A 22,557-nucleotide genomic window follows, 5' to 3' on the forward strand; every position below is an offset into this window, starting at 1 on the left:
CTGACATCGGTCTGGCTTCTCACTTAAAACAAAGCAGCCTGATCAACGGATCAGGCTGCTGAAATCTTTCATCTGATGAGACCGCCTTGCGGCGATCTCATCGTTAAATCAATTATTTACCGACAATAGTGCCTTCCATCGGCGAGGAGGCGCTGGCATATTTCTTCCGTGGCATCCGGCCGGCCAGAAACGCTTCTCGACCCGCTTCAACCGCCTTGCGCATCGCCGAAGCCATCAGAATCGGGTTACGGGCACCGGCAATAGCAGAGTTCATCAGCACGGCCTCACAGCCCATCTCCATCGCTACTGCTGCTTCTGAAGCGGTACCAACACCGGCATCCACCAGCACCGGCACTTTGCAGTCTTCCATAATCACATTGATATTATGCGGATTCAGAATACCCAGACCGGAACCGATCATAGAGCCCAGCGGCATAATAGAGACACACCCCAGAGACTCAAGCTCTTTGGCAACAATCGGATCATCACTGGTATAAACCATCACTTTAAAACCATCCCGCACCAGAATATCGGCGGCTTTGATGGTTTGTACCACGTTCGGATAGAGGGTTTTCTGATCACCCAGCACTTCCAGTTTAACCAGATCATGGCCATCCATCAGTTCACGGGCCAGCATACAGGTGCGCACCGCATCTTCGGCATTAAAGCAGCCCGCGGTATTCGGCAAAATAGTGTATTTATCCGGAGAGATCACATCCAGCAGGTTCGGCTCATCCGGGTTCTGGCCGATATTGGTGCGCCGTACCGCCACGGTGACAATCTCGGCACCACTGGCTTCAATCGCCAGCCGGGTCTCCTCCAGATCACGATATTTTCCGGTACCAATCAGCAGACGGGACTGAAAGCTACGGCCTGCAATAATCAAAGGATCGTTCAGTTGTTCAGACATTATTCTCTACCCAGTTAAATTCTGTAATATTCTCTCAGACATACATCAAAGCAGGAGCGGTCAGCCGCCACCAATCGCATGCACCACTTCTACCCGGTCGCCCTCCTGCAACAGGGTTTCAGCATGCCGGCTGCGGGGCACGATCTCCAGGTTCAGCTCTACTGCAACACGACGTTCACCCAGTTGCATCGACTCGATCAGACCCGCCACAGAGGTATTTTCCTGAACCTCCAGCGTGTCACCATTTACCTGTATCAGCATTGAGATTGATCCACTTTTATTCACTTAACTGCCGGAAGGAGACCCGGCCAAGATTTAACCAGCCCGCCAGAAACAGCACGCCGCCCACCGGGGTTACCGCGCCCAGCCAGTGCTGTCCCGTCAGTGCCAGCACATAGAGGCTGCCACTGAAAAAAACGATGCCCGCCATAAACAGCACAGCGGTCTGACGCAAGCCTCTGTCAGACTGACGCAGCATCAGCAGGCCAACGCCGAACAGCGCCAGGGTATGAAACATCTGATACTGAATACCGGTTTGCAACACCTCATATAGGCGCTCGCTCAGTCGTGTTCTGAGCATATGCGATGCAAACGCACCGAGGGCGACAGTGATAAAGCCGCTCAGGGCAGTACAAAGAATAACAAAACGGGCAGACATAACAGCTTCCGGAACATTGAGGTGGCTATTCTAACAAAGGTTAGCGGTGGCGATAAGCAATAAAAAAGCCGCGCTCAGCAGAGGGCGGCTTGATAACCGGCAACACCAGAATCCTGAGTGATCAGGCTTCCAGCATCGCTGTTTTAATCTTTTTCATGGCGTTCTTTTCCAGCTGACGAATCCGCTCGGCAGACACTTCATAGCGGGCCGCCAGTTCATGCAAAGTGGCTTTCTCTTCACCCAGCCAGCGCTGTACCAGGATGTCGCGGCTACGCTCATCCAGTTGTTCCATCGCTTCACTCAGTCGAAGGTTGGAATCCTCCTCCCAGTTAGCGTCTTCAAGCTGACTGGCGGGATCCTGACTGTGATCTTCAAGGAAATAAGCCGGCGACTGATAAGCGCGCTCATCGTCGTCACCCACTGGCGCATCAAAGGCCATATCGGTGCTGCTCATGCGGCCTTCCATCTCCCGGACAACCTGCTCATCAACCCCCAGGTCAGTCGCCATAGCGGTCACTTCCGCATTGGTTAGCCAGCCCAGGTTTTTCTTCTTACTGCGCAGATTAAAGAACAACTTCCGCTGCGCTTTGGTGGTCGCCACCTTTACAATACGCCAGTTACGCAGAATAAATTCATGCATCTCCGCCTTGATCCAGTGCACCGCAAAGGAAACCAGGCGAACCCCCATGGTAGGGTCAAACCGTTTAACCGCTTTCATCAGGCCAACGTTGCCTTCCTGAATCAGGTCAGCCTGGGACAGGCCGTAACCAGAATAGGACTTAGCCACATGGACCACGAAGCGCATATGAGACAATACCAACTGACGTGCCGCTTCAAGATCATTCTCGAAATACAGACGCTCTGCCAGTCCGCGTTCCTCTTCTACTGTGAGAACAGGAATCGCAGTCACCTGACGTATATATGCCTCCAGATTCTGACCCGGAGATAATACTTCAATGACTCGTAGGCTTTTGCCCATTTCTCAACCTCATTACTTATTCATTAAAGGGTGTCGATATAAGTTACAGCTATGACACTCTTTTGTCAGATTAGTTCCGACTATATTAACCGCTATACTCAACGTCAATAACCGTTTTCTACCTGAGTTTAGCGGACCAGTAAAGATAACGGCAACACTAGCAGATGGCAAGCACTACTGTTTAGCCACTTTACCTATATTTACATTCAAAACGACGCAGGCATCCGTCAGCAGCTATACGGTTAATTACTGCGGCTGGATCTGCCGCAGATGCCGGCCCACCGCCAGCCATGCGCCACATAGCCCCAGCAGTATACTGATCAGAAGTAACAGTATTGTTTCAACAAATCCCAGCCCGGCCAGTTCAAACTGGCTGTTGTAGAGGCTGACCAGCTGTCCGACAGGGCCATCCAGCAGCAACAGACTCAGCTGGATCAGCAACCAGGCAAACACGCCTCCGGCAACACCAAACCAGATGCCATCATAGAGGAAGGGGCGGCGCACGTAGGCATCGGTGGCGCCCACCAGTTTGGCAATGACTATCTCCTCACGGCGACTCTCTATCGACAAGCGGATGGTATTACCAACCACCAGCAGCACGGCCATCACAAACAGCGCTGTCAGCACCCACACAGCCCGTTCTGCCAATACCACAAACGCCGCCAGCCGCTGTACCCAGGCCATATCAACCACCGCCTCATCGACCTGCGGCAACGCTTGCAGCTTCGCCTGTAAAAGAGGCACCGAGGCCACAGACAGATCACGGGGCATCACCATTACCACCGCAGGCAACGGATTAGAATCAAGAAAGTTAAACACATCACCAAAGCCGGACATCGCCTGAAACTCCAGCATCCCCTGCTGCGCCGTTATCAGTTCGGTGGCGGCAACATCATCGCGTAATAACAGCTCACGACTCAGCGTCTCGGCTTCAGCTTCGCTAACAGTCAGCTTCAGGTACAGCGCTACCCGGGGGTCACCATCCCAGCCGCTGCCTAGCGTTTGCAGATTTTTTAAACCGGTATAAAGAGAACCCGGCAGCGCCAGGGCGATTGCCAGCACCGCCAGGGTCATGAAGGTTGTCAGTGGTTGCGCCAGCAACGAGTGATAGGATAGCCGGGCGACTTCCAGATGATGACGCAGATAGCTGCGGCCACGGTCAGCGAAATTTAGCTGATGATGCTCAGCCCCCCGGTGAACCTTGGCATCCCGTTTGGTATTGGGCTCTACCCGGACAGCCCCTTTGCCGCGCAGATTATTTTCCATCGCTCACCAGCCTTCCCTGATTGAGCGCAATAACCCGATGAGGCATCCGCGCAATCAGCCCCAGATCGTGACTCGCAATCAACACTGTGGTGCCAACCTGATTAAACTGCTGAAACAACCGCATCACCTCTTCAGACAGTTTCGGGTCGAGGTTGCCGGTGGGCTCATCCGCCAGCAGCAGCTGAGGCTTGTGAACAATCGCCCGGGCGATGCCCACTCGTTGCTGTTCACCACCGGAAAGGACTACCGGGTTAAGCTTCTCTTTACTCAGCAAACCAACTTTATCCAGTGCTGCGCGTGCCCGGCGGGCCGCATCTGCAGGATCAAAGCCGCAGATGCGCAGGGGCAGTATAATATTGTCAAACACCGAGCGGTCGAACAGCAGCTGGTGATTCTGAAACACAACCCCCACCCGGCGGCGGTGATAAGGGATCTGGCTGTTGCCAAGGCTGGCCAGGTCCTGATCACCGACCAGTACACGTCCGTTAGTAGGACGTTCCATCAGCATCAGCAACTTCAGCAAGGTACTTTTACCAGCCCCTGAGTGACCCGTCAGAAACGCCATTTCGCCCTGATCAAGGCCGAAGCTCACCTGACTCAGAGCGTCATAGCCATTAGGATAGCGCTTAGTTACATTGTCGAAACTGATCACCGGTTGATTACCTTAGAGAGCCTTCGAAAAATTATGTTTTAAAGGTTATGCAATCAACCTTCCAACCAGTCCCTTAAACCGCTTAATCAAACAGCGCCGTTACAAATTCCTTCGCTTTGAAAGGACGCAGATCATCAACCTGCTCGCCTACGCCGATATAACGAATCGGCAGATCCAGCTGTTTAGCGATGGCAAAGATAATACCGCCTTTTGCGGTGCCGTCCAGTTTAGTCAGACTAATGCCACTGACACCGACCGCCTCTTTAAACAGCTTTGCCTGACTCATAGCGTTCTGACCGGTACCGGCATCCAGCACCAGCATCACCTCATGGGGGGCATCCGGGTCGAGCTTTTTCATCACCCGAACCACTTTTTCCAGCTCCTGCATGAGGTTGTCCTTGTTCTGCAGACGACCGGCAGTATCGGCAATTAACACATCTATTTTCTTTGCCTGGGCCGATTGCAGTGCATCATAGAGCACCGATGCCGAATCAGCCCCGGTGTGCTGCGCCACCACGGGCACATTATTACGATCCCCCCACACCTGCAGCTGCTCAACCGCCGCAGCCCGGAAGGTGTCACCAGCAGCGAGCATCACCGACTTGCCTTCGGCCTGATATTTCTTCGCCAGTTTACCAATAGTCGTGGTTTTACCCACGCCGTTGACACCCACCATCAACAACACAAACGGCCCTTTAGCCTGACTGAAATCGATCGGCTTTTCGACCGTTTCGAGCAGTGATGCCAACTCCGCCTTCAACGCGCTATACAGTGCATCGGCATCCGCCAGCTGCTTGCGTTTTACCCGTTCAGTCAGCTTGCCAATAATCTCCGTCGTTGCCTCAACACCGACATCAGCAACCAATAATTGAGTTTCGATCTCTTCCAGCAGCTCATCATCGATCTGCTTGGCCCCCAGAAACAGATCCCCCAGCCCTTCGGTCAGATTTGCCTTGGTGCGGCTCAAGCCCGCTTTGATACGGCCGAAGAAGCCCGTTTTCTGTTCTGGCTCAGGTTTCACCATCGACTCTTCGGCTACTTCAGGCTCGCTCGGCTGAGCCGTTTCAGCGTCAGCTGCAACAACGGACGCGGCTTCCGGTTCGGCAACGACAGTGTCAGCGAGCATATTTTCAACCGCTACCGGTTCAGACTCCTCTATAGCGCTGGCCTCTGCCACAGTAGCAACAGTCTCCGCCTCCTGATGTTCAACAACAGCTGCGTCAACGACTGCGGTCTCGGGCGATTCAGAGATTCCTGTCTGCGCGTCGGCAACCTCTGGCAGGTCTTTCTGAGACTCATCTTTCTCAGAACTAAAAATTGATTTAAGCTTCTTAAACATGCTTGATTACTGTCCGATGTCAGGCGCTGAAGATGCAAAAAAACAGGGGGATCCCTGTTCCAACTGCGAGTCGTCCTGTATGTTTCATTTAGGTCGGTTATCTTACCATAGTAAAGTCCGGCTGGGGCACTGAAAACAGTGCCAGAAAATGACCAGGAACAACCAATGCCGAAAGCCAAATCACCGCTATTCAACCGAACCTATCTGAAGGTTATCGCCTGGGTTGTCGCCATTGTGATTGTATTACTGACGGCTGGTCAGAACAGATCGGCCAACTTTATCAGCATAAAAAAGCTGGCAGATAGTCCGCTGTACTATGTTAGTCAGGATAAAGCCACCTACCTCCAGCTCCGGGTACTACTGCGGACAGGCGCCGCGATCAATGGTGAGCAGCAGTTGCTGCAACAACTGTTACTACAGCAGATTCAGCAGCATCTGGCCGTTTTATCAACCCAGCCACTGTTCAGCCAACCCGGAGTGACACTCGCCGCAGAAGCGTCGGCAGACCGCATCACCCTTTTCATCACCCTGCCAGAAAACCGTGGCAAGGAACACAGCACAATCGCAGAGATGACAACCACACTGCTACAGCAACTCAGCAATTATCAGCCCGGCAACGATCTTGAAAAGCGCTGGCAGCGACTGGAAGCAGAGCAGTATCTCAACCTGAAAGACCCCGAGAATCGCCTGCTGGAGCGTTTCACCAGCCAGATAAGTAACCCGGTATCGGTTCACCCTCTGCAGCGTTTTGCCGACTTTTACCGCAGTAGCACCCAACCGGCATCACTCACCCTGACACTTCAGGGGCCGCATGTACAGTCGCTGGCAGAATCCCTGGCTGAGCCACTAAGCCCGCTGTTCAGCGCAACAGCTGCTCCCCCCCTCAGCGCATCGGTGGCGCTTGCACCGGCGGTTCAGCGGCTACAGCCCCAGAATAACCAAACCTATATACTCTGGGGCATTGCCCTGCCAGGCAGACAGCAGGAAAGCTTCGCCACCGAGCTACTGGCGGTCAGAACACTGCAACAACTGTTACAGCAGCAAGGCCTGGCAACCTCCCGGCTGATCTGGAAGTCACTGGACAAACAGGGATATCTCGCTATGATTCTGCAGGGTTCGCAGATCAACGCCGGGACCGATTTGACACAACTTCTGGATTCACTGCAGGCGCAGCTCAGCGATGAACTGATCGATAACACCCGCACCGCGCTACAGAACAGCTTCGATACGCAGATGGAGCAGACCGACAATCAGTTGGGCCTGCTGGATACCATCGCCTTCTATCAACTACCGACCGACTACCTGAACAGCTTCAATGCCCGCCTTAAACAGGCCGACAACAGCCAGGTCCGGCAAAAGATCAGCAACTTCCTCAGCAGTTCGGGCCATTATCAAATAATCCTGCCCGCCTTCTGACAGATACCGAGTTCGACATTAAGGAATTAACATGGCCAGACGCCGTCCAGAGCGAAGCTCTCAAAAAATCAGTTCAGGAAATCAGCAGCTGCGCATTATTGGCGGCGAATGGCGTGGCCGAAAGCTGAACTTTCCTGAAGTTGAAGGCCTAAGACCCACCCCCGACCGGGTCAGGGAAACCCTGTTCAACTGGCTGGCCCTGTACATACCCGGCGGCCGCTGCCTCGACCTGTTCAGCGGCAGCGGCGCACTGGGCTTCGAAGCCCTCTCCCGCGGTGCCGCCCAGGTCACCCTGATCGACAACTCAGCCGTCGTCATCCGCCAGCTGAGGCAAAACATACAGGACCTGAAAACCCAGTCGGCAGAACTGATCACCGGCTCTGCGCTCGACTGGCTGGAAAAACGCAGCAGCGACCTCGAAGTCCAGTTCGATGTCGTCTTTATCGACCCGCCCTTCCGCAAAGAACTCGCCGAGCAGTGCTGCCTGCTGCTGGAACAGAAAAGCATGCTCGCAGACCACGCCATGATCTACCTCGAAACCGAAAAAGAGCTAACCAATCCGATGGTGCCGGATAATTGGGAACTGTATCGGGAAAAAACCGCCGGGCAGGTGACTTATCGGCTTTACAAAAGGAGCTAGAACGCCGCTACGCGGCTAGCTTATCTAGAACGTGACTTCGTCACTTGCTAGTTGTTAGACGGAAACTTCGTTTCCTTGCTAGAAAAAGCACAGAAAAGAGCCGTTGCTTGTAGCTCGAACGTCACAAAAAGCGCGACTTGCCCGTAGCTCGCAAAAGCCTTTTTATAGACTATTCACGCTGTTTGATAAATGAGGGCTTCGTAGGTGGTTTTTTATAAGGGAGTCATCGGAGATAGTCTGCTTTGTGCCAAAAGCAGACATTTTTTAGTCACCAGAAGGTGAGTGAAAAAGGAAGCACTTGATAACCATATTAGAACGTATTGATGACGATAGATGTCCCCAACAAAAGAAGTGATATAAAGAAAACTCTTTTGAACTTTGTCTCTGACAGGTTCTTCCTTATTTTCTGGCCTATGACCATTCCCAACATTGCAGGGATAAGTGCTAATGTTGAGATAGCACCGAGTTCCAGAGACAACATGCTATTTCTTTGTAGAGCTATAGCAAGAGCCAATGTAGATAGTGAAAAGAGCATCCCCATCGCTTGAACGAGGGCATCACGCGGCAAGCCAATCGCTTGTAAGTATAAAACACCTGGAACGACGAAAGACCCCGTCATTCCTGTAAGTACCCCGTTTATGCAACCGAAGAAAGGCCCTGTCCACTTCTCGTTATTTCCTGACAATCGTAAGCTGTAGCCTGCCAAATTTGTTGCCCCGTAAACAATAAGCAACCCACCAAGCAAAGCTGATAGGGTCGAGATTTCAACCTTGGTTAGAGCGATCACACCGAGCCACACTGTAATAGTTGCTGCTAACAGGAAAGGCCATACCCTCACCAATACGTCTCGCCCGTTGCCTCCCGCTGCGGCTTGCCAAATATTGGTTGCAAATGAAGGCACTAAAAGTAGCGCCATCGCTGTTGGCATATCGATAGCGACAGTCAATATTGCAAGGCTTACAGTAGGTAGCCCCAGTCCAGTAATCCCCTTAACTGAACCCGCTAGAAGAAAAGTTGCAACAATCGTCATAATGGTTACTGCATCAAACATATCATGAGCGCCTACTGTAACACCTCTGAAATAGAAGCTGAGATTTTACGTCTCTATACCCTTTAGCACCAGTGCGTTGAATGACAGTTTAGTGTCGATAGATGACCATCCACACACATAGCTAAATTAAGCGTCAAGCCTCAGTATTTATCCACAAACCCGCTTCAAGCCTCCGCGCTAACGGAGGCTCTGACTAGCCACTAGCAGTCGCGAAGCGACGTTCTAACCACTAGCCACTTAAAAGAGCTTTACCTCGCCGGCATGGCATCATCAACGTAATACCGGGCTTTCATCGCTTCTATCTGCTTCAGTGTAAGGCCGTCGTTGGTTTTAAAGGTGAGGCTGAAGCGCTGGCCCGGGCGGACGGTACCGGGCTGATGGGCAACATAGCGGTGGATTTTGCCTGCGCTGTCCTGTGCGAGAAAGCCCATGATGACGCCTTTGAGCGGCAGGTTGCCGGAATAGCGCCAGCGGGTGGTCCAGCTGTTGTCGGTTGCACGGCGCTGTTGCTCCAGTTTCATATAGCTTTCTACCGCTTTGACAAACTGGGCATACTGCGCCTGTCGCACCGCTTCCTGTTTTGCTTGCTGATGATCTACATACGCGCCCAGGGCGGTGGACAGAATAGCGGCAACTCCACCGCCTTCGCCGGCCAGCTCCTGATCGCGATTCTGGTGTTTCTGCCACAGGGCGTTATTGTCGCGCAGGAAGGCGGCGTTGGGATTGATCCGGCCCGGTTGGTAATACTGTTTTACCCGCTCGGCCAGGGCCTTGGTTTCGGCAGCACGCTCGGCATTCACCGGGTGATCATGGGCAAACAGGCTGCGGGCGTTGCCTTCCTGTTTCAACTGCCGCTGCCAGATGCCGGTGGCGGCGTAGGGGTCATAGCCTGCCAGTGCGGCGTATAACACGCCGATACGGTCCGCTTCCCGTTCCAGCTCATGGGTGTAAGCCGCCTGATAACCCTGCTTACGGGCGGCGCTGGAGGCCAGCAGACTAATTTGCTGGGAGGTTTGTCGCTCGCCTACATGGTTGGCAACGGTGTGGGCGATCTCATGGCCGATAACGGCAGCCACCTCGGCATCATTAAGCTGTTGCATCAGCCCCCGGTGGACTACGATGTAAGTTCCTCCGGTGGTGAATGCATTAAACGTATCCCGATCGATCAGCACCGGCTGCCAGCGCTCCTCACTCAGGTGACTGACCTGATGAATACGGTCAAATATCCGCACCAGGCGCTGATACTGTTTTCTGTCAAGCGCGTCATTTACCCTGCGTCCGGCCTTTTTTTCCTCTGCCAGTAACTGTTCTACCGCAGCGTTTCCCTGACGTATCTGAGCACTGCGATCCGCCGCGCTAAGAGTTCGCTGCCCGGTTACCCGGTCGGTTTCTGTTATCGACTCAGCCACGTCGTACAACCCTTTATCAATATTCTGCAGGGTTTGGCAGCCACTCAACAGAGCGACACTAAGCAGCATCAGCAGCTGAGCTAAGCGTTGCTTTACTATCATCCGATCACCTTTCATTCGTCCGTTCTAATGGTTATATTCTATAATATTATTAAAATATTTTTTCTTATAACCACCAAAGATCAATACATTCCATTATTGTATTTGTGATAGCCTTGCAATTCAGCTAATATCGCGCACTTGCGGATTTGCTAATATTCATTCAAGCAGAGTAGACGTGAACTCATAATGAACATTGCAGTATACCCGGGTACATTTGACCCAATAACGAATGGCCACGCCGATCTGGTTGAACGCGCTTCCAAGCTGTTCGATAAGGTAGTTGTAGCCATTGCATCCAGCCCCAATAAAGAACCACTGCTGCGGTTGGAAGAACGGGTTAGATTGGTAGAAACGGTAACATCGCATCTGGATAATATTGAAGTGATCGGCTTCGATTGCTTATTGGCTGAGTTGGTACGTCAGCAGAATGCTAATATAATCCTGCGCGGACTGCGCGCTGTTTCAGATTTTGAATATGAGTTTCAGCTTGCCAATATGAACCGCAAGCTAGCGCCGAAGACAGAGAGTATCTTTCTGACGCCGGCAGAGCACCTGTCCTTTATTTCATCGACACTGATTCGTGAAATTGCGAGTCTGGGTGGTGACGTAGAACAATTTGTGCATCCTTCAGTCAATCAGGTACTGAAAGATCATTTCGGACGCTAATTTTTAAGTAATTACGAGTCAGTGAGGTAGCCACAATGGCATTAATTATCACAGATGAATGCATAAACTGTGACGTATGTGAGCCGGAATGCCCTAACGAGGCGATTGCTCCCGGTGATGAGATCTATGAGATCAACCCTTCAAAATGTACTGAGTGCGTTGGTCACTATGACACGCCACAGTGTGTTGAAGTGTGTCCGGTAGACTGTATCCCTAAAGATCCGGATCACGTTGAAAATGAAGAACAGCTGATGGAGAAATACCATAAGCTAACCGGTAAGTAAGCACTTACACGGTATTAAAAGCAGGCTGAGGCCTGCTTTTTTATATCTGTCATATGTCCACTACAGGGACAGATGCCGGTTGTTCAGTCCGTACCGCTGATCAATCAGCTGGCCAATCGCGGTTCCCCCCACGGCCAGATGGTAAGCGTACTGCATATGCAGGCAGCGGACTTTATCCCAGTGACGAATACCGCCAATGCCATACTGATTAAACAGTTCGGTAAAACCCAGTTCATCAATACGCTGCCGGTCGCTGTCGGCCATCAGCTGCCAGCGCAGATCGACATAGCGTTGCTGGTCGGCCAGGTGTGCTGCGCGCAGCTCATCGTCGGTTTCAAGCTGTTGCTCTATCCGCTTTACCTCTCCGCCAGTTTCGATCTCAGCAATCGCCTGATAAAGATCCTTAGAGCTCAGCCAGTAGAGCGTTGGAAAGGGCTGATCATCCACCAGTGAGCGCATCTGCAACACTGCAGGAATACCCTGTGCCGTCTGCCAGGCGATCTCCACCAGCCCGCGGGGTTTACGACCTAACTGCTGTTCGATCAGTTCATGTTGTTGTACAGAGACGGACATTACAGCTCCTGATTCTGGTTCTGCTTCAAAGGCTCTAAACGCTCAGCCAGGGTGACCACCTCTTCACCCTGTACCGGCACTCTGGCGGGCATTATCAGGGCGCAGTTATCAAATGGCGCAGCGATCAGCTCCTGATCATCGGTGGCGATCAGCTCGCCCTTGTTATACTGCTCAAACCCTCTGACAGGCTCAGCAAAGCGAAACTGTTCGCTCTGCGCCGTTAACACCCGGTCGATACGATAATGGCCCGCACTGTTATCCGGCTGATAGCCCCACTCGGGCAGTTCCACCGCCGGGTCCAGCATGCCATGCAACGCAATAAAACGCAGGGTGATCGCCAGTGCCTGAGCCGTAGTTGCTTTAGCAAAATGCTGGCCGCACTCAGCCACCAGTGATACGCCGCCATCGGTATGCCGTTCATGCTCAGAAATGAGAATGCCGGGATGATAACTGCCCAGATCATACAGCAGATGCGGGAAAGGAAAGCCCAGTTGATCAGCAAAATCACGATTACCGGGCGTCTGTGGATAGATCAGCATCGGCGCTACGGCAAAGGTGGTGGAGTGCAGGTCCAGCAGACTATCGGCATTTTCGACAAAGGGCAGCAGGGCAACGGCACGCTGGGTTTCACGACTATCCGGGCAGGTCAGCCGGGAGGGCAGCCAGATACGATTCATATCCTCATCGAGACAGCGACTGGCAAACGGGCGCTGGGGATCGAAGGTTTTATAGGCGTCGACATTGGCAAAGATCAGCGTCAGCGCGCCTTGCAGCGGCCGGATATTGTTTTCCAGCAGCCACAGCAGGGCATTCGCGCCACAGATCTCATTGCCGTGGGTGAGCGCCTGAATCACCAGTTCCGGCCCTTGCTGGCCTGAATCCAGCCGGTGTACATAATCAACCCCGCAGTTGCCCTGTTGCCAGACACTCAGATCCCGGGGCAGTAGCTCTATTGGTGCATCAGTCGCAGCAATAGAAAATCGGCACGGTGGAACAGACATAGAAATTCAGATACTCGATAATTAAAGGTTAAACGCTGGCGTACTGCTCATCCCGGCCCAGCCAGCGCTGAATAATGGCATCACTCAGCTGCGGGTCGGTGGCGATCTGACTGGCAATCTGTTTCACCCGGGTCAGCAGATCCGCATCCCGCTGCAGGTCGGCGACTTTAAACGACATCATCCCGGTCTGCCGGGTGCCCAGCACCTCACCCGGACCACGCAGTTCCAGATCTTTTTCGGCAATCCGAAAACCATCGGTGGTTTCACGCATCACCGCCAACCGCTCACGGCCCTGCTGCGACAGCGGTGCATGATACATCAACAGGCAGAAACTCTCGACCGATCCCCGGCCAACCCGGCCGCGTAACTGATGCAGCTGGGCCAGCCCCAGGCGTTCCGGGTTTTCGATAATCATCACCGACGCATTGGGCACGTCGACCCCCACCTCAATCACGGTGGTGGCCACCAGCAGATCCAGCTCAGCGGCTTTATAGCGGGCCATAATGTCAGCCTTCTCCGCCGCTTTCATGCGCCCATGGATCAACCCGATACGCAGCTCTGGCAGCGCTTCGCGCAGCTCTTCTGCGGTCACCTCGGCAGCCTGACATTGCAGCGCTTCCGATTCCTCGATCAGAGTACAGACCCAGTAGACCTGCCGCCCCTGGCCACAGGCATCGCGCACCCGTTGCACCACTTCGGGACGGCGCTGATCGGAAATCACTACCGTATTGACGGGTGTACGCCCCGGAGGCAGCTCATCAATAATCGAGCAATCCAGATCCGCATAGGCACTCATTGTCAGAGTGCGGGGGATCGGTGTCGCGGTCATTATCAACTGATGCGGCGCACGGTGATCGGTGCGGCCCTTCTCTCGCAACGCCAGCCGCTGATGCACCCCGAAGCGGTGCTGTTCATCAACCACCACCAGCCCAAGATTGGCAAAGTTGACCCCATCCTGAAACAGCGCATGGGTGCCCACCACCACCTGCGCAGAACCATCTCCGATCACATCAAGCTGGGCCTGTCGTTTCTTACCTTTCAGCTTGCCCGCCAGCCAGGCGACTTGCAGCCCTAACGGCTCCAGCCAGTTGCTGAAATTAATAAAATGCTGTTCTGCGAGAATCTCGGTCGGCGCCATCACCGCCGCCTGGAAGCCCCCTTCAACCGCTTGCAGCGCAGCCAGGGCCGCGACCACTGTTTTTCCGGAGCCAACATCACCCTGCACCAGCCGCAGCATAGGAAAGGGCTGGCACAGGTCTGTTGCGATCTCCTGGCTGACCCGCTGCTGCGCCCCGGTCAATGGAAACGGCAACTGCTGCAGAAACTGCTCCCGATAGTGGGTGGTGGTTGCCAGTTGCGGGGCGCCTGACTGGCGGGCGCGCTGCCGCAGCTTCAGCAGCGACAGATGGTGCGCCAGCAGCTCTTCAAATGCCAGTCGCCGTTGGGCCGGGTGGTAGCCATCGAGCAGCTGCTCCTGATTGGCATCCACCGGCGGTCGATGGAGATAATGCACCGCATCATTCAACGGCGGCAAGCGCCACTGCTGCCGCAGGTTTTCCGGAATCAGCTCCGTTAGTGAACCATTTTCCAGATACGCCAGCGCACCATCGGTCAACGTTCGCAGGCGGGCCTGATTGAGCCCATCCGTAGTGGGATAGATCGGCGTTAGTGACTCTTCAACCGGAGTGATGACCGTGTCATCCACCCGGCGATATTCGGGATGGTAGATCTCCAGACCACTGGCACCGGTGCGTACTTCGCCAAAGCAACGGATGCGGGTGCCCGGTTTGAGGTTGTTTTTCTGCGCCGCGGAGAAATGAAAAAAGCGCAGGGTGATCGTACCGGTGCCATCCTGTAGACGACAGACAAGACTGCGGCGTCGCCCCATGGCGATATCCGCACCTTTCACCTCGCCCTCAATAACGCCCTCATCACCGGGGCGCAAGCCGCCAATCGGCATAATGCGGGTGCGATCCTGATAGCGCAGCGGCAGGTGAAACAGCAGATCCTGCAGGGTGTAGATCTCCAGTTTTCCCAGCTTTAGCTGCAGCGCAGCCCCAACCCCTTTGAGTTCGGTGACCGGCAGTTGCGCCAGGGCAGGTCCGTTCATATCAGTGTTTGTTATCCGCTACCGGACAGCTGTTAAGCGCCTCTATCAGCAGATCAATCGCCTGGGGGCGGGGGAAACTGGCACGCCAGGCTAAACCGACAGACCGCACCGGCGCAGGCGCTTTAAAGGGCTTGGTGACTACCATATCTGACTGGTAATAACCTCCGGTGGCTGATTTCGGAATCACGCTGGCACCCAGTCCCGACGCGACCATCATGCGGATGGTTTCCAGTGAGCTGCCTTCAGTAATGGTGTGTCTGTCGGATGAATGGCCGGAGATCGCCGGACAGGCTTCCAGCACCTGATCACGAAAACAGTGGCCCTCACCCAGCAGTAACAGATCCTGTTCATGCAGGGTCTGACTATCGATCTGCTCTTTGCCTGCCAGCGGGTGATCTTTCGGCAACAGCATCATGAACGGTTCATCATAGAGCGGCCGGGTGAGGATATCCGGCTCATCAAACGGCAGCGCGACAATAATCGCATCCAGCTCGCCATTGCGAATTTTGGGGCGCAGGTTTTCGGTAAAATTCTCTTCGATATAGAGCGGCATCTTCGGTGCCCGCTTCTGTAACTCGGGCACCAGCTGTGGAAACAGATAGGGGCCGATAGTGTAGATAGCGCCTACCCGCAGCGGACTTGCCAGCTGATCTTTACCCTCCTGGGCAAGATCTTTAATCGACTCGGCCTGCTCCAGCACGGTCTGCGCCTGACGTACCACTTTCTGCCCTACCGGTGTCACCCGAACGGCATGTTTACTGCGTTCAAACAGCGCTGTCCCCAGCTCATCTTCCAGCTTTTTAACCGCGATACTCAGCGTCGGCTGACTGACAAAACAGCGCTCAGCAGCACGGCCAAAATGTTGTTCCTGGGCCAGGGTAACGATGTAACGTAACTCAGTAAGAGTCATACGAGGCTTTCCTTTGTTATGATACTGACTCAACCTGAAACAGGAAAAGTACTGTGAAGCATATGTTAAACAGGGATCAGATTCTAATCGCCGGTTGTGGTGATGTCGGCAGCCAGCTGGGACTGAACCTGGCCGCCGCAGGGCACCAGGTATTTGGCCTTCGACGTAATATAAACCAGCTGCCCCCTGCTATCCAAGGGATTGCCGCTGATCTGAGTCAGACTGACACGCTTAGAGATCTACCGCAACAGTTGGACACTGTTTTCTATGTGGTTGCAGCGGGCTCACGGGAGGAATCGATCTACCGCCAGGCCTATCCTGGTGGGCTACACAATCTGTTACAGGCATTGCAGCAACAGGGCATCCACCCCCGGCAGCTGTTTTTTGTCTCCAGTACCGCAGTTTACCATCAGCAGAATGATGAGTGGGTGGATGAGAACAGCCCCACCGAACCGGATAACTTCTCCGGCAGGATCATGCTGGAAGCTGAACAGATCGCCCAGCAAAGCGGTATTCCGGCCACGGTAGTACGTTTCAGCGGGATTTACGGCCCCGGGCGCAACTATATGCTCAGCCAGATCAGTCGCGGCACCGGTTACCCCACAGAGCCTCCCCGCTACAGCAACCGGATTCACCGGGATGATTGCGTTGCAGTCCTGATGCACCTTTATCAACGATCTAAAGAGCAGACACTGGAATCGGTATACCTGGCCAGCGATGATCAACCGACGCCGTTGCACGAAGTGGGTGACTGGCTGGCGGCACAGCTTGGGGTTGAGATCACGGAGCGTTCAGCACGACGAACCATCGGCAGTAAACGCTGTGATAATACCCGGCTGAAACAGAGCGGCTATCAGTTCCAATATCCTGATTACCAGGCAGGATACGCTGAACTGATCAGAGCATTTCTGCGCTGATCACTTCTGATCAATATGAGGGTCCCGCAACTGCGGGTCCAGATCGTTCGGAGTGTTACGGTGATGGTAGTACTGATAACGGTTAAAGCGGTATTCCATAAAGCGGAACAGGGCGATGATCAGCGCGCTGATCGCCAGATAAACAACCCCCGCAGCCAGAAACATCTCCAGCGGGGTGTAGGTGCGGGCGATAATCGTGCGCGCCATACCGGTCAGATCTAACAGGGTTATTGTGCTGGCCAGGGCACTCCCCTTAAGCATCAGAATCACCTCGTTGCCATACGCAGGCAGGGCGATACCAAAGGCTCTCGGCATAATGATGCGACGAATCTGTACAGACTTACTCATCCCCATCGCTTCAGCGGCTTCAATCTCACCGGAGGGGATCGCCTGAATCGCACTGCGAAACAGTTCGGCACTGTAGGCCGCCGTATTCAGACTGAAGGCGATAATCGCGCACCAATAAGGTTGCTTCAGTATTGGCCAGAGAAACGACTCACGCACCGCTTCAAACTGAGACGCGCCGTAATACACCAGGAAGATCTGCACCAGCAGTGGCGTACCACGGAAAAAGTAGATATAGGCAAACGGCAGCGCCTTTACCCAGGTTTGGCTGGACGCCCGCATCAGTGCCAACGGTATCGCCAGCGCTATACCGATCAGACCCGAGACCAGCACCAGCTCCATGGTCAGCCAGGCTCCCTCCAGCAACCGGGGGAAATACTGCCAAATAACACCCCACTCCCAGGTCATGCGCGATTCCCCCGGGCCGCAGGGTTAGCAATCCGTTCCATAAACATGGTAAAACCGGTGGTCGCAGCGGTCAGCAACAGATAGATACAGGCCGCTACCATGAAGAAGGTAAAGGGTTCTTTTGTGCTGCTGATCGCTACCTGCGACTGCCGCATGATATCGTTCAGTCCCACTACGGAAACCAGTGCAGTATCTTTCAGCAGCACCTGAAACAGATTCCCCAGCCCCGGAATCGCCAGACGCCAGACCTGCGGCAGGATGATGCGGAAAAAGGTGCGCAGGGTACTCATGCCACAGGCCAGCCCGGACTCCCACTGCCCTTTGGGAATTTCCAGCAACGCCATGCGAAACACTTCGGTGGCATAGGCGCCAAAGGCGATCGACAGGGCGGCGACACCCGCAACAAAAGGACCGATCTCGATATAGTCGGTGTAACCAAACCAGCCCGCGATCCACATCAGCAGCTGGGAGCCGCCAAAATAGATGGTCAGCACCAGCAATAGCTCAGGCAACCCTCTCACCAGCGTGGTATAACCGGTTGCCAGCCAGCGGGCGAGAGGATTTTTTGACAGCTTTGCCGCTGCCCCTATCAGGCCAAACACCAGACCCATCAGCAGACTGCATAACGCCAGCTGGATAGTCATCCAGGTACCGGATATCAGGAGATGGCCAAAGCCTTGCAGATCCATGAAATTCGCCTAAAAAACGGGCCGGTCATTGCCGGCCTCGGTTAGCAGCGCGCGTCGCAGCACACCATTAATAGATTGAGAACGGGAAATACTTCTCGTTGATCTTCGCGTAAGTGCCATCGGCAACAATCGCTTTAATAGCAGCACTGAATTTGTCTTTCAGCGCATCGCCCTTGCGTACCGCTATGCCGATCTCATCGTTGATATCAATATCGACACCGTTAAACGCAAACCCTTTGCCATCATCAGAGCGTAACCAGTCATAAGCCGGAAACTTGTCTGACAGCAGTGCATCCAGACGACCTGACGCCAGATCCAGATAAGCGTTATCCTGGGTGTCATAGAGTTTTACCTCAACCACATCGCCCAGATTATCTTCCAGATACTGACCGGCAATCGTCGCCCGCTGCGCACCAACGGTTTTGCCTTTCAGACCCTCTTTGGTGGTTTCAATCGTGCTGCCTTCCGGCGTTACGAAGGCCAGCACATTGGAATAATACTTCTCAGAAAAATCGACCACCCGCATACGCTCCTCGGTGATCGACATCGATGCAATAATGGCATCATATTTACGCGCCCGCAGACCCGGAATAATACCATCCCAGTCCTGCGCAACAATTTCGCAATCCGCCTGCATCTGCGCGCACAGCGCTTTAGCGATATCAACATCAAAACCGATCAGCTCGCCATTGGAGTCCACCATATTGAACGGCGCGTAGGCCCCTTCAGTGGCAATTCGAATCTTATCACCGGCAGTGGCCATCTGAGCGGCCACCAGTCCCGTAGCAACAAGGGCGGCTGTGGCAAACAATTTACGTATATTCATCATCTTTTCCCTTTCAATGTTTCATCGATTCATTAACAACGTACGGTTTTTAAAACGGTTTATCATTCAATAGTTCAGCTATGGCTGGCCATAAACTCCTGCACTCGCCTGGATTTCGGATGATTAAACACCTGATCAGGCGGGCCCATCTCTTCGATCTGCCCCTGATGCAGAAAAATCACCTGGCTGGAGACATCTTTGGCAAAGCGCATCTCATGGGTAACGATCAGCATGGTACGTCCCTCTTCGGCCAGCTCCTTCATCACCGCCAGCACTTCGTTCACCAGTTCAGGATCCAGTGCTGAGGTCGGCTCATCAAACAACAATACCTGCGGGTCCATTGCCAGCGTCCGGGCAATGGCGACGCGCTGTTTCTGCCCACCAGAAAGATTATCCGGGTATGCATTACGCTTATCCGCCAGGCCAACCTTCTCCAGCAGCTGTTCGGCCCGGGCAATCGCTTCCGCTTTGGGTTGTTTCAGCACCTGAGTCGGCGCTTCGATAATATTTTCCAGAATCGTTTTGTGGGGCCAGAGATTAAAATTCTGAAACACAAAACCGATGCGGGCGCGCATCTGTTCCAGCTGTTTGCGGTTGGCGGCTATCAGGTTGCCATCCTTACCGGGCTTCAGATCGAGGCATTCATCACCGACCTTGATCTCACCACGGCTGGGGTGTTCAAGCAGATTAATGCACCGCAACAGGGTACTTTTACCAGAGCCACTGGACCCCAGAATAGAGATAACATCACCATCATAGGCGGTCAGCGAAACGCCTTTCAGGACCGCAAGATCGCCGTAGGACTTATGAATATCGTTCAGCACCAGGGCTGTTGGGGCATTCGCCATGATCAGGCTTCCATCTGGTATGTATTGTGCCGCGGGTAGCGGGTAATAACGTGAAGGATAGCAATCACTTCCTCTTCAGAGGCGAAGAGAGAGTAAAGCAGGATCCTCTGCCGCTACCACAAATGTTTCCTATCAGAAACATAATAGAATCAGACAATTCTCCACAAAACCGGCGCGGAAGCAAACAAAAATAGAAGTGCGGCCGGACTAGCGGCGATAAAAACGACCGGGGAAAAATAGAAAATGGCCCCGCAGGGCCACATTGATAGCGATAAACAACGCCGCTTTAGCGGCAATAATCAGCTGCCAAACTGGCTCAGCAGAGCTTCCTGCGCGCTGACAAGATCTTCACCTTCGGCGGGCTTATTCAGCGTGTAACTGCCATCCGAATGCAACATCCAGCTGCGGCTATTATCGGCCAGGTAGAGGTCCAGATCCGCTTTAATCCGCTCTGCCAGTTTTCCGGTCAGCGGAAATCCGGTTTCCACCCGGTTTAACATATTACGCTCCATCCAGTCAGCACTGGAACAGAGCACATCGGGCTTACCTTTATTACCAAAGTAATACACCCGGGTATGTTCAAGGAAGCGGCCAATAATGGAGCGGACCGAGATATTTTCGGAGATCCCCTCAATACCGGGACGCAGGCGACACATACCGCGAACAATCAGCTCAATCTTCACCCCTTTCTGCGATGCCTGATACAGCGCCCGGATCAGCTGAGGCTCGGTCAGACCATTAATTTTGACGATGATATGACCATTTTTACCATGTTTTGCTTCCCGCTCGATCATCTCAATCATGCGTGCATGCAGGGTGAACGGCGCATTATGCAGCTTTTTCAGCCGCAAAATTTTGCCCATACCGGTGAGCTGCTGGAAGATCTTATGCACATCCTCACCCACATCCGCATCGCTGGTCATGTAGCTGTAGTCGGTATACAAACGCGCAGTACCCGAATGATAGTTACCGGTTCCCAGATGCGCATAGCGCACCAGTTTGCCCTCTTCCCGACGCACAATCAGCATCATTTTTGCGTGGGTTTTAAAGTCAACCACACCATAAACCACCAGCGCACCGGCTTCCTGCAGACGCCCCGCCAGTTGCAGGTTTGACTCTTCATCAAACCGGGCGCGCAGCTCGATAACAACGGTCACCTCTTTACCATTGCGGGCAGCATCCACCAGCGCATCAACGATGTCAGAGTTAACGCCGGTTCGGTACAGCGTCTGTTTGATCGCCAGTACTTTAGGGTCTTTAGCCGCCTGACGCAGCAGGTCGACCACCGGAGAGAATGACTGGAACGGATGGTGCAGCAGCTCATCTTTCTGCCGCAGCACATCAAAGATATTTTTCTGCTTATAACGCCCCGACATACCCGGTGTGAACGGTTTCCAACAGAGCTGCTTACAGTCAACCAGATCACGCAGCGCCATCATCCGGGTCAGGTTAACCGGGCCATCAACACGATAGGTGTGCGCCTCATCCAGGCTGAACTCGCGCAACAGAAAACGGATGAGGTTCTCAGGGGTGCGCTGATCCACCTCCAGACGCACGGCAGCACCATACTTACGGGAATGCAGTTCACCCCGCAGGGTGCGGGCAAGGTCTTCAACCTCTTCCGAGTCGAAGGTAAGGTCGGCATTACGGGTGATGCGGAACTGATAACAGCCCTCAACCTTCATCCCCGGGAACAGCTCATCAGCAAACTCGTGGATGATAGAGGAGAGGAAGATCAGGTTATCGCCGCCATTACAGAGATTGTCTGGCAGACGGATCAGACGCGGCAGAGAGCGGGGTGCAGGGATAATCGCCAGGCCGCTCTCCCGGCCAAACGCATCCTTACCATCCAGCTCAACAATAAAGTTAAGACTCTTGTTAACCAGACGGGGAAACGGGTGGGACGGGTCAAGTCCGATAGGACTGACCACCGGCTGAACCTTCTCTTCAAAAAAGATCCGGATCCACTCCTTCTGCTCATCGGTCCAGTCACGACGGCGCTGAAAGTGAATATTTTCATTTTCCAGCTGAGGGAAAATAGTCTCATTAAGAATCTTATACTGGCGCTCCACCTGGGCATTGCAGATCTCGCCAATACGATTCATTACCGCCTGCGGATGCAGAGCATCCGGGCCAACTGACTCACGCCCATACTTCAGCTGAGCCATCAGCTCGGCAACACGAATCTCAAAGAACTCATCCAGGTTGCTGGAAAAAATCAGCAGAAACATCAGCCGTTCCATCAGCGGATGACTCTCGTCCAGTGCCTGTTCCAGCACCCGGATATTAAACTGCAGATGACTCAGCTCGCGGTTGATGTACAGCTCAGGGGCTTTCAGATCCAGTGGCAGCTCTTCAACGGGTTCCGTGACCGCAATCGCTTCGCGGCTTTCCACCAGCGCGATAGACGCCTCATTGGAGGGGTCCCGCTGTTCGTTAACCGTCTGAACTAACTGCTCAGTCGCCTTCTCAATGGTCTGCCTGGAGGCCGGATGCGGCGCCGTCTCACTTACCTGCTCTTTAATCTGCTCTGTCATTACTGCACCTTTCAACCACTA

General features: G+C 53.7%; 23 protein-coding genes. 5 read left to right on the forward strand and 18 right to left on the reverse strand.

Translation table 11 applies throughout. The features are described 5' to 3' along the window. Positions 1–112: 112 nt before the first annotated feature. The 7 genes from ACQY8X_RS12220 to ftsY all read right to left on the reverse strand — a co-directional run bounded on the left by ACQY8X_RS12220 (position 113) and on the right by ftsY (position 5,804). The gene (locus ACQY8X_RS12220) at positions 113–910 is read right to left on the reverse strand and encodes a thiazole synthase (protein WP_205211553.1); all 798 of its coding nucleotides are present in this window, start codon (positions 908–910) and stop codon (positions 113–115) included. A gap of 60 nt (positions 911–970) precedes the next feature. After that, a complete protein-coding gene (thiS, locus tag ACQY8X_RS12225) occupies positions 971–1,171 on the reverse strand; it encodes a sulfur carrier protein ThiS (protein ID WP_428035423.1) in 201 nt (66 codons plus the stop codon). Between the two features lie 16 nt (positions 1,172–1,187). Next, on the reverse strand, positions 1,188–1,568 hold the full coding sequence (locus tag ACQY8X_RS12230) for a DUF423 domain-containing protein (RefSeq protein WP_428035424.1): 381 nt from the start codon (positions 1,566–1,568) through the stop codon (positions 1,188–1,190). A gap of 121 nt (positions 1,569–1,689) precedes the next feature. Then, positions 1,690–2,547 carry an RNA polymerase sigma factor RpoH gene (gene rpoH / locus ACQY8X_RS12235; protein WP_428035425.1) on the reverse strand — a complete coding sequence of 286 codons (858 nt, stop codon included), beginning with the start codon at positions 2,545–2,547 and terminating at the stop codon, positions 1,690–1,692. Between the two features lie 246 nt (positions 2,548–2,793). Beyond that, on the reverse strand, positions 2,794–3,813 hold the full coding sequence (gene ftsX / locus ACQY8X_RS12240) for a permease-like cell division protein FtsX (RefSeq protein ID WP_428035426.1): 1,020 nt from the start codon (positions 3,811–3,813) through the stop codon (positions 2,794–2,796). Next, positions 3,803–4,465 carry a cell division ATP-binding protein FtsE gene (gene ftsE, locus ACQY8X_RS12245; protein ID WP_428035427.1) on the reverse strand — a complete coding sequence of 221 codons (663 nt, stop codon included), beginning with the start codon at positions 4,463–4,465 and terminating at the stop codon, positions 3,803–3,805. Before ftsE ends, ftsX begins: the two co-directional genes overlap by 11 nt. An 82-nt stretch (positions 4,466–4,547) precedes the next feature. After that, positions 4,548–5,804 (reverse strand): signal recognition particle-docking protein FtsY, encoded by a 1,257-nt coding sequence (ftsY, locus tag ACQY8X_RS12250; RefSeq protein WP_428035428.1) that lies wholly within the window; start codon positions 5,802–5,804, stop codon positions 4,548–4,550. Positions 5,805–5,969: 165 nt separating this feature from the next. Here ftsY and ACQY8X_RS12255 point away from each other — a divergent pair, with 165 nt between their 5' ends. Together ACQY8X_RS12255 and rsmD are read left to right on the forward strand one after the other, a co-directional pair. Beyond that, positions 5,970–7,220 carry a hypothetical protein gene (locus ACQY8X_RS12255; protein ID WP_428035429.1) on the forward strand — a complete coding sequence of 417 codons (1,251 nt, stop codon included), beginning with the start codon at positions 5,970–5,972 and terminating at the stop codon, positions 7,218–7,220. Between the two features lie 31 nt (positions 7,221–7,251). After that, a complete protein-coding gene (gene rsmD, locus ACQY8X_RS12260; RefSeq protein WP_428035430.1) occupies positions 7,252–7,860 on the forward strand; it encodes a 16S rRNA (guanine(966)-N(2))-methyltransferase RsmD in 609 nt (202 codons plus the stop codon). A 310-nt stretch (positions 7,861–8,170) separates the two neighbouring features. Here the strand turns inward: rsmD and ACQY8X_RS12265 are convergent, their stop codons facing one another. Continuing rightward, entirely contained in the window at positions 8,171–8,911 is a 741-nt protein-coding gene (locus ACQY8X_RS12265) for a sulfite exporter TauE/SafE family protein (RefSeq protein ID WP_428035431.1), read from the reverse strand. Between the two features lie 248 nt (positions 8,912–9,159). Beyond that, entirely contained in the window at positions 9,160–10,422 is a 1,263-nt protein-coding gene (locus ACQY8X_RS12270) for a M48 family metallopeptidase (protein ID WP_428035432.1), read from the reverse strand. A 186-nt stretch (positions 10,423–10,608) separates the two neighbouring features. On the opposite strand from ACQY8X_RS12270, the gene coaD reads away from it, so the two are divergent. Next, positions 10,609–11,088 (forward strand): pantetheine-phosphate adenylyltransferase, encoded by a 480-nt coding sequence (gene coaD / locus ACQY8X_RS12275; protein ID WP_428035433.1) that lies wholly within the window; start codon positions 10,609–10,611, stop codon positions 11,086–11,088. Positions 11,089–11,123: 35 nt separating this feature from the next. Beyond that, positions 11,124–11,372 carry a YfhL family 4Fe-4S dicluster ferredoxin gene (locus ACQY8X_RS12280; protein ID WP_428035434.1) on the forward strand — a complete coding sequence of 83 codons (249 nt, stop codon included), beginning with the start codon at positions 11,124–11,126 and terminating at the stop codon, positions 11,370–11,372. 60 nt (positions 11,373–11,432) lie between these two features. On the opposite strand, the gene ACQY8X_RS12285 is transcribed toward ACQY8X_RS12280, so the two are convergent. Genes ACQY8X_RS12285 through ACQY8X_RS12300 form a run of 4 tightly spaced genes read right to left on the reverse strand, consistent with a single transcriptional unit; the run spans position 11,433 to position 15,966 of the window. Next, the gene (locus ACQY8X_RS12285) at positions 11,433–11,945 is read right to left on the reverse strand and encodes a DUF501 domain-containing protein (protein WP_428035435.1); all 513 of its coding nucleotides are present in this window, start codon (positions 11,943–11,945) and stop codon (positions 11,433–11,435) included. Next, complete coding sequence (locus tag ACQY8X_RS12290; RefSeq protein ID WP_428035436.1) at positions 11,945–12,946, reverse strand: hypothetical protein; 1,002 nt, start codon at positions 12,944–12,946, stop codon at positions 11,945–11,947. The genes ACQY8X_RS12285 and ACQY8X_RS12290 overlap by 1 nt, the downstream gene beginning before the upstream one ends. Before the next feature lie 28 nt (positions 12,947–12,974). Further along, positions 12,975–15,056 carry an ATP-dependent DNA helicase RecG gene (gene recG / locus ACQY8X_RS12295; RefSeq protein WP_428035437.1) on the reverse strand — a complete coding sequence of 694 codons (2,082 nt, stop codon included), beginning with the start codon at positions 15,054–15,056 and terminating at the stop codon, positions 12,975–12,977. Position 15,057: 1 nt separating this feature from the next. Then, positions 15,058–15,966, reverse strand: a complete 909-nt coding sequence (locus tag ACQY8X_RS12300) for a hydrogen peroxide-inducible genes activator (RefSeq protein ID WP_299202840.1) — start codon at positions 15,964–15,966, stop codon at positions 15,058–15,060. 62 nt (positions 15,967–16,028) lie between these two features. Here ACQY8X_RS12300 and ACQY8X_RS12305 point away from each other — a divergent pair, with 62 nt between their 5' ends. Continuing rightward, positions 16,029–16,883: an SDR family oxidoreductase gene (locus ACQY8X_RS12305; RefSeq protein ID WP_428035454.1), complete on the forward strand. Its 855-nt coding sequence runs from the start codon at positions 16,029–16,031 to the stop codon at positions 16,881–16,883. On the opposite strand, the gene ACQY8X_RS12310 is transcribed toward ACQY8X_RS12305, so the two are convergent. The 5 genes from ACQY8X_RS12310 to ppk1 form a co-directional block, all read right to left on the reverse strand. Then, the gene (locus ACQY8X_RS12310; RefSeq protein WP_428035438.1) at positions 16,884–17,636 is read right to left on the reverse strand and encodes an ABC transporter permease; all 753 of its coding nucleotides are present in this window, start codon (positions 17,634–17,636) and stop codon (positions 16,884–16,886) included. It lies immediately after the preceding gene. After that, positions 17,633–18,325 carry an ABC transporter permease gene (locus tag ACQY8X_RS12315; protein WP_428035439.1) on the reverse strand — a complete coding sequence of 231 codons (693 nt, stop codon included), beginning with the start codon at positions 18,323–18,325 and terminating at the stop codon, positions 17,633–17,635. The genes ACQY8X_RS12310 and ACQY8X_RS12315 overlap by 4 nt, the downstream gene beginning before the upstream one ends. 67 nt (positions 18,326–18,392) lie before the next feature. Further along, positions 18,393–19,151 (reverse strand): ABC transporter substrate-binding protein, encoded by a 759-nt coding sequence (locus tag ACQY8X_RS12320; RefSeq protein WP_428035440.1) that lies wholly within the window; start codon positions 19,149–19,151, stop codon positions 18,393–18,395. A gap of 74 nt (positions 19,152–19,225) precedes the next feature. Beyond that, a complete protein-coding gene (locus tag ACQY8X_RS12325) occupies positions 19,226–19,999 on the reverse strand; it encodes an ABC transporter ATP-binding protein (protein WP_428035441.1) in 774 nt (257 codons plus the stop codon). A 299-nt stretch (positions 20,000–20,298) separates the two neighbouring features. After that, positions 20,299–22,536 (reverse strand): polyphosphate kinase 1, encoded by a 2,238-nt coding sequence (ppk1, locus tag ACQY8X_RS12330; protein ID WP_428035442.1) that lies wholly within the window; start codon positions 22,534–22,536, stop codon positions 20,299–20,301. Positions 22,537–22,557: the final 21 nt, after the last annotated feature.

It is taken from the genome of Amphritea sp., assembly GCF_050300915.1.
Lineage (GTDB): Bacteria > Pseudomonadota > Gammaproteobacteria > Pseudomonadales > Balneatricaceae > Amphritea.

Excerpts from the sequence above, each read along its gene's own strand:
- ACQY8X_RS12220 (WP_205211553.1), bottom strand. The coding sequence starts at position 910 with ATGTCTGAACAACTGAACGATCCTTTGATTATTGCAGGCCGTAGCTTT.
- thiS (WP_428035423.1), bottom strand. The coding sequence starts at position 1,171 with ATGCTGATACAGGTAAATGGTGACACGCTGGAGGTTCAGGAAAATACC.
- ACQY8X_RS12230 (WP_428035424.1), bottom strand. The coding sequence starts at position 1,568 with ATGTCTGCCCGTTTTGTTATTCTTTGTACTGCCCTGAGCGGCTTTATC.
- rpoH (WP_428035425.1), bottom strand. The coding sequence starts at position 2,547 with ATGGGCAAAAGCCTACGAGTCATTGAAGTATTATCTCCGGGTCAGAAT.
- ftsX (WP_428035426.1), bottom strand. The coding sequence starts at position 3,813 with ATGGAAAATAATCTGCGCGGCAAAGGGGCTGTCCGGGTAGAGCCCAAT.
- ftsY (WP_428035428.1), bottom strand. The coding sequence starts at position 5,804 with ATGTTTAAGAAGCTTAAATCAATTTTTAGTTCTGAGAAAGATGAGTCT.
- ACQY8X_RS12255 (WP_428035429.1), top strand. The coding sequence starts at position 5,970 with ATGCCGAAAGCCAAATCACCGCTATTCAACCGAACCTATCTGAAGGTT.
- rsmD (WP_428035430.1), top strand. The coding sequence starts at position 7,252 with ATGGCCAGACGCCGTCCAGAGCGAAGCTCTCAAAAAATCAGTTCAGGA.
- ACQY8X_RS12265 (WP_428035431.1), bottom strand. The coding sequence starts at position 8,911 with ATGTTTGATGCAGTAACCATTATGACGATTGTTGCAACTTTTCTTCTA.
- ACQY8X_RS12270 (WP_428035432.1), bottom strand. The coding sequence starts at position 10,422 with ATGATAGTAAAGCAACGCTTAGCTCAGCTGCTGATGCTGCTTAGTGTC.
- coaD (WP_428035433.1), top strand. The coding sequence starts at position 10,609 with ATGAACATTGCAGTATACCCGGGTACATTTGACCCAATAACGAATGGC.
- ACQY8X_RS12280 (WP_428035434.1), top strand. The coding sequence starts at position 11,124 with ATGGCATTAATTATCACAGATGAATGCATAAACTGTGACGTATGTGAG.
- ACQY8X_RS12285 (WP_428035435.1), bottom strand. The coding sequence starts at position 11,945 with ATGTCCGTCTCTGTACAACAACATGAACTGATCGAACAGCAGTTAGGT.
- ACQY8X_RS12290 (WP_428035436.1), bottom strand. The coding sequence starts at position 12,946 with ATGTCTGTTCCACCGTGCCGATTTTCTATTGCTGCGACTGATGCACCA.
- recG (WP_428035437.1), bottom strand. The coding sequence starts at position 15,056 with ATGAACGGACCTGCCCTGGCGCAACTGCCGGTCACCGAACTCAAAGGG.
- ACQY8X_RS12300 (WP_299202840.1), bottom strand. The coding sequence starts at position 15,966 with ATGACTCTTACTGAGTTACGTTACATCGTTACCCTGGCCCAGGAACAA.
- ACQY8X_RS12305 (WP_428035454.1), top strand. The coding sequence starts at position 16,029 with ATGTTAAACAGGGATCAGATTCTAATCGCCGGTTGTGGTGATGTCGGC.
- ACQY8X_RS12310 (WP_428035438.1), bottom strand. The coding sequence starts at position 17,636 with ATGACCTGGGAGTGGGGTGTTATTTGGCAGTATTTCCCCCGGTTGCTG.
- ACQY8X_RS12315 (WP_428035439.1), bottom strand. The coding sequence starts at position 18,325 with ATGGATCTGCAAGGCTTTGGCCATCTCCTGATATCCGGTACCTGGATG.
- ACQY8X_RS12320 (WP_428035440.1), bottom strand. The coding sequence starts at position 19,151 with ATGAATATACGTAAATTGTTTGCCACAGCCGCCCTTGTTGCTACGGGA.
- ACQY8X_RS12325 (WP_428035441.1), bottom strand. The coding sequence starts at position 19,999 with ATGGCGAATGCCCCAACAGCCCTGGTGCTGAACGATATTCATAAGTCC.
- ppk1 (WP_428035442.1), bottom strand. The coding sequence starts at position 22,536 with ATGACAGAGCAGATTAAAGAGCAGGTAAGTGAGACGGCGCCGCATCCG.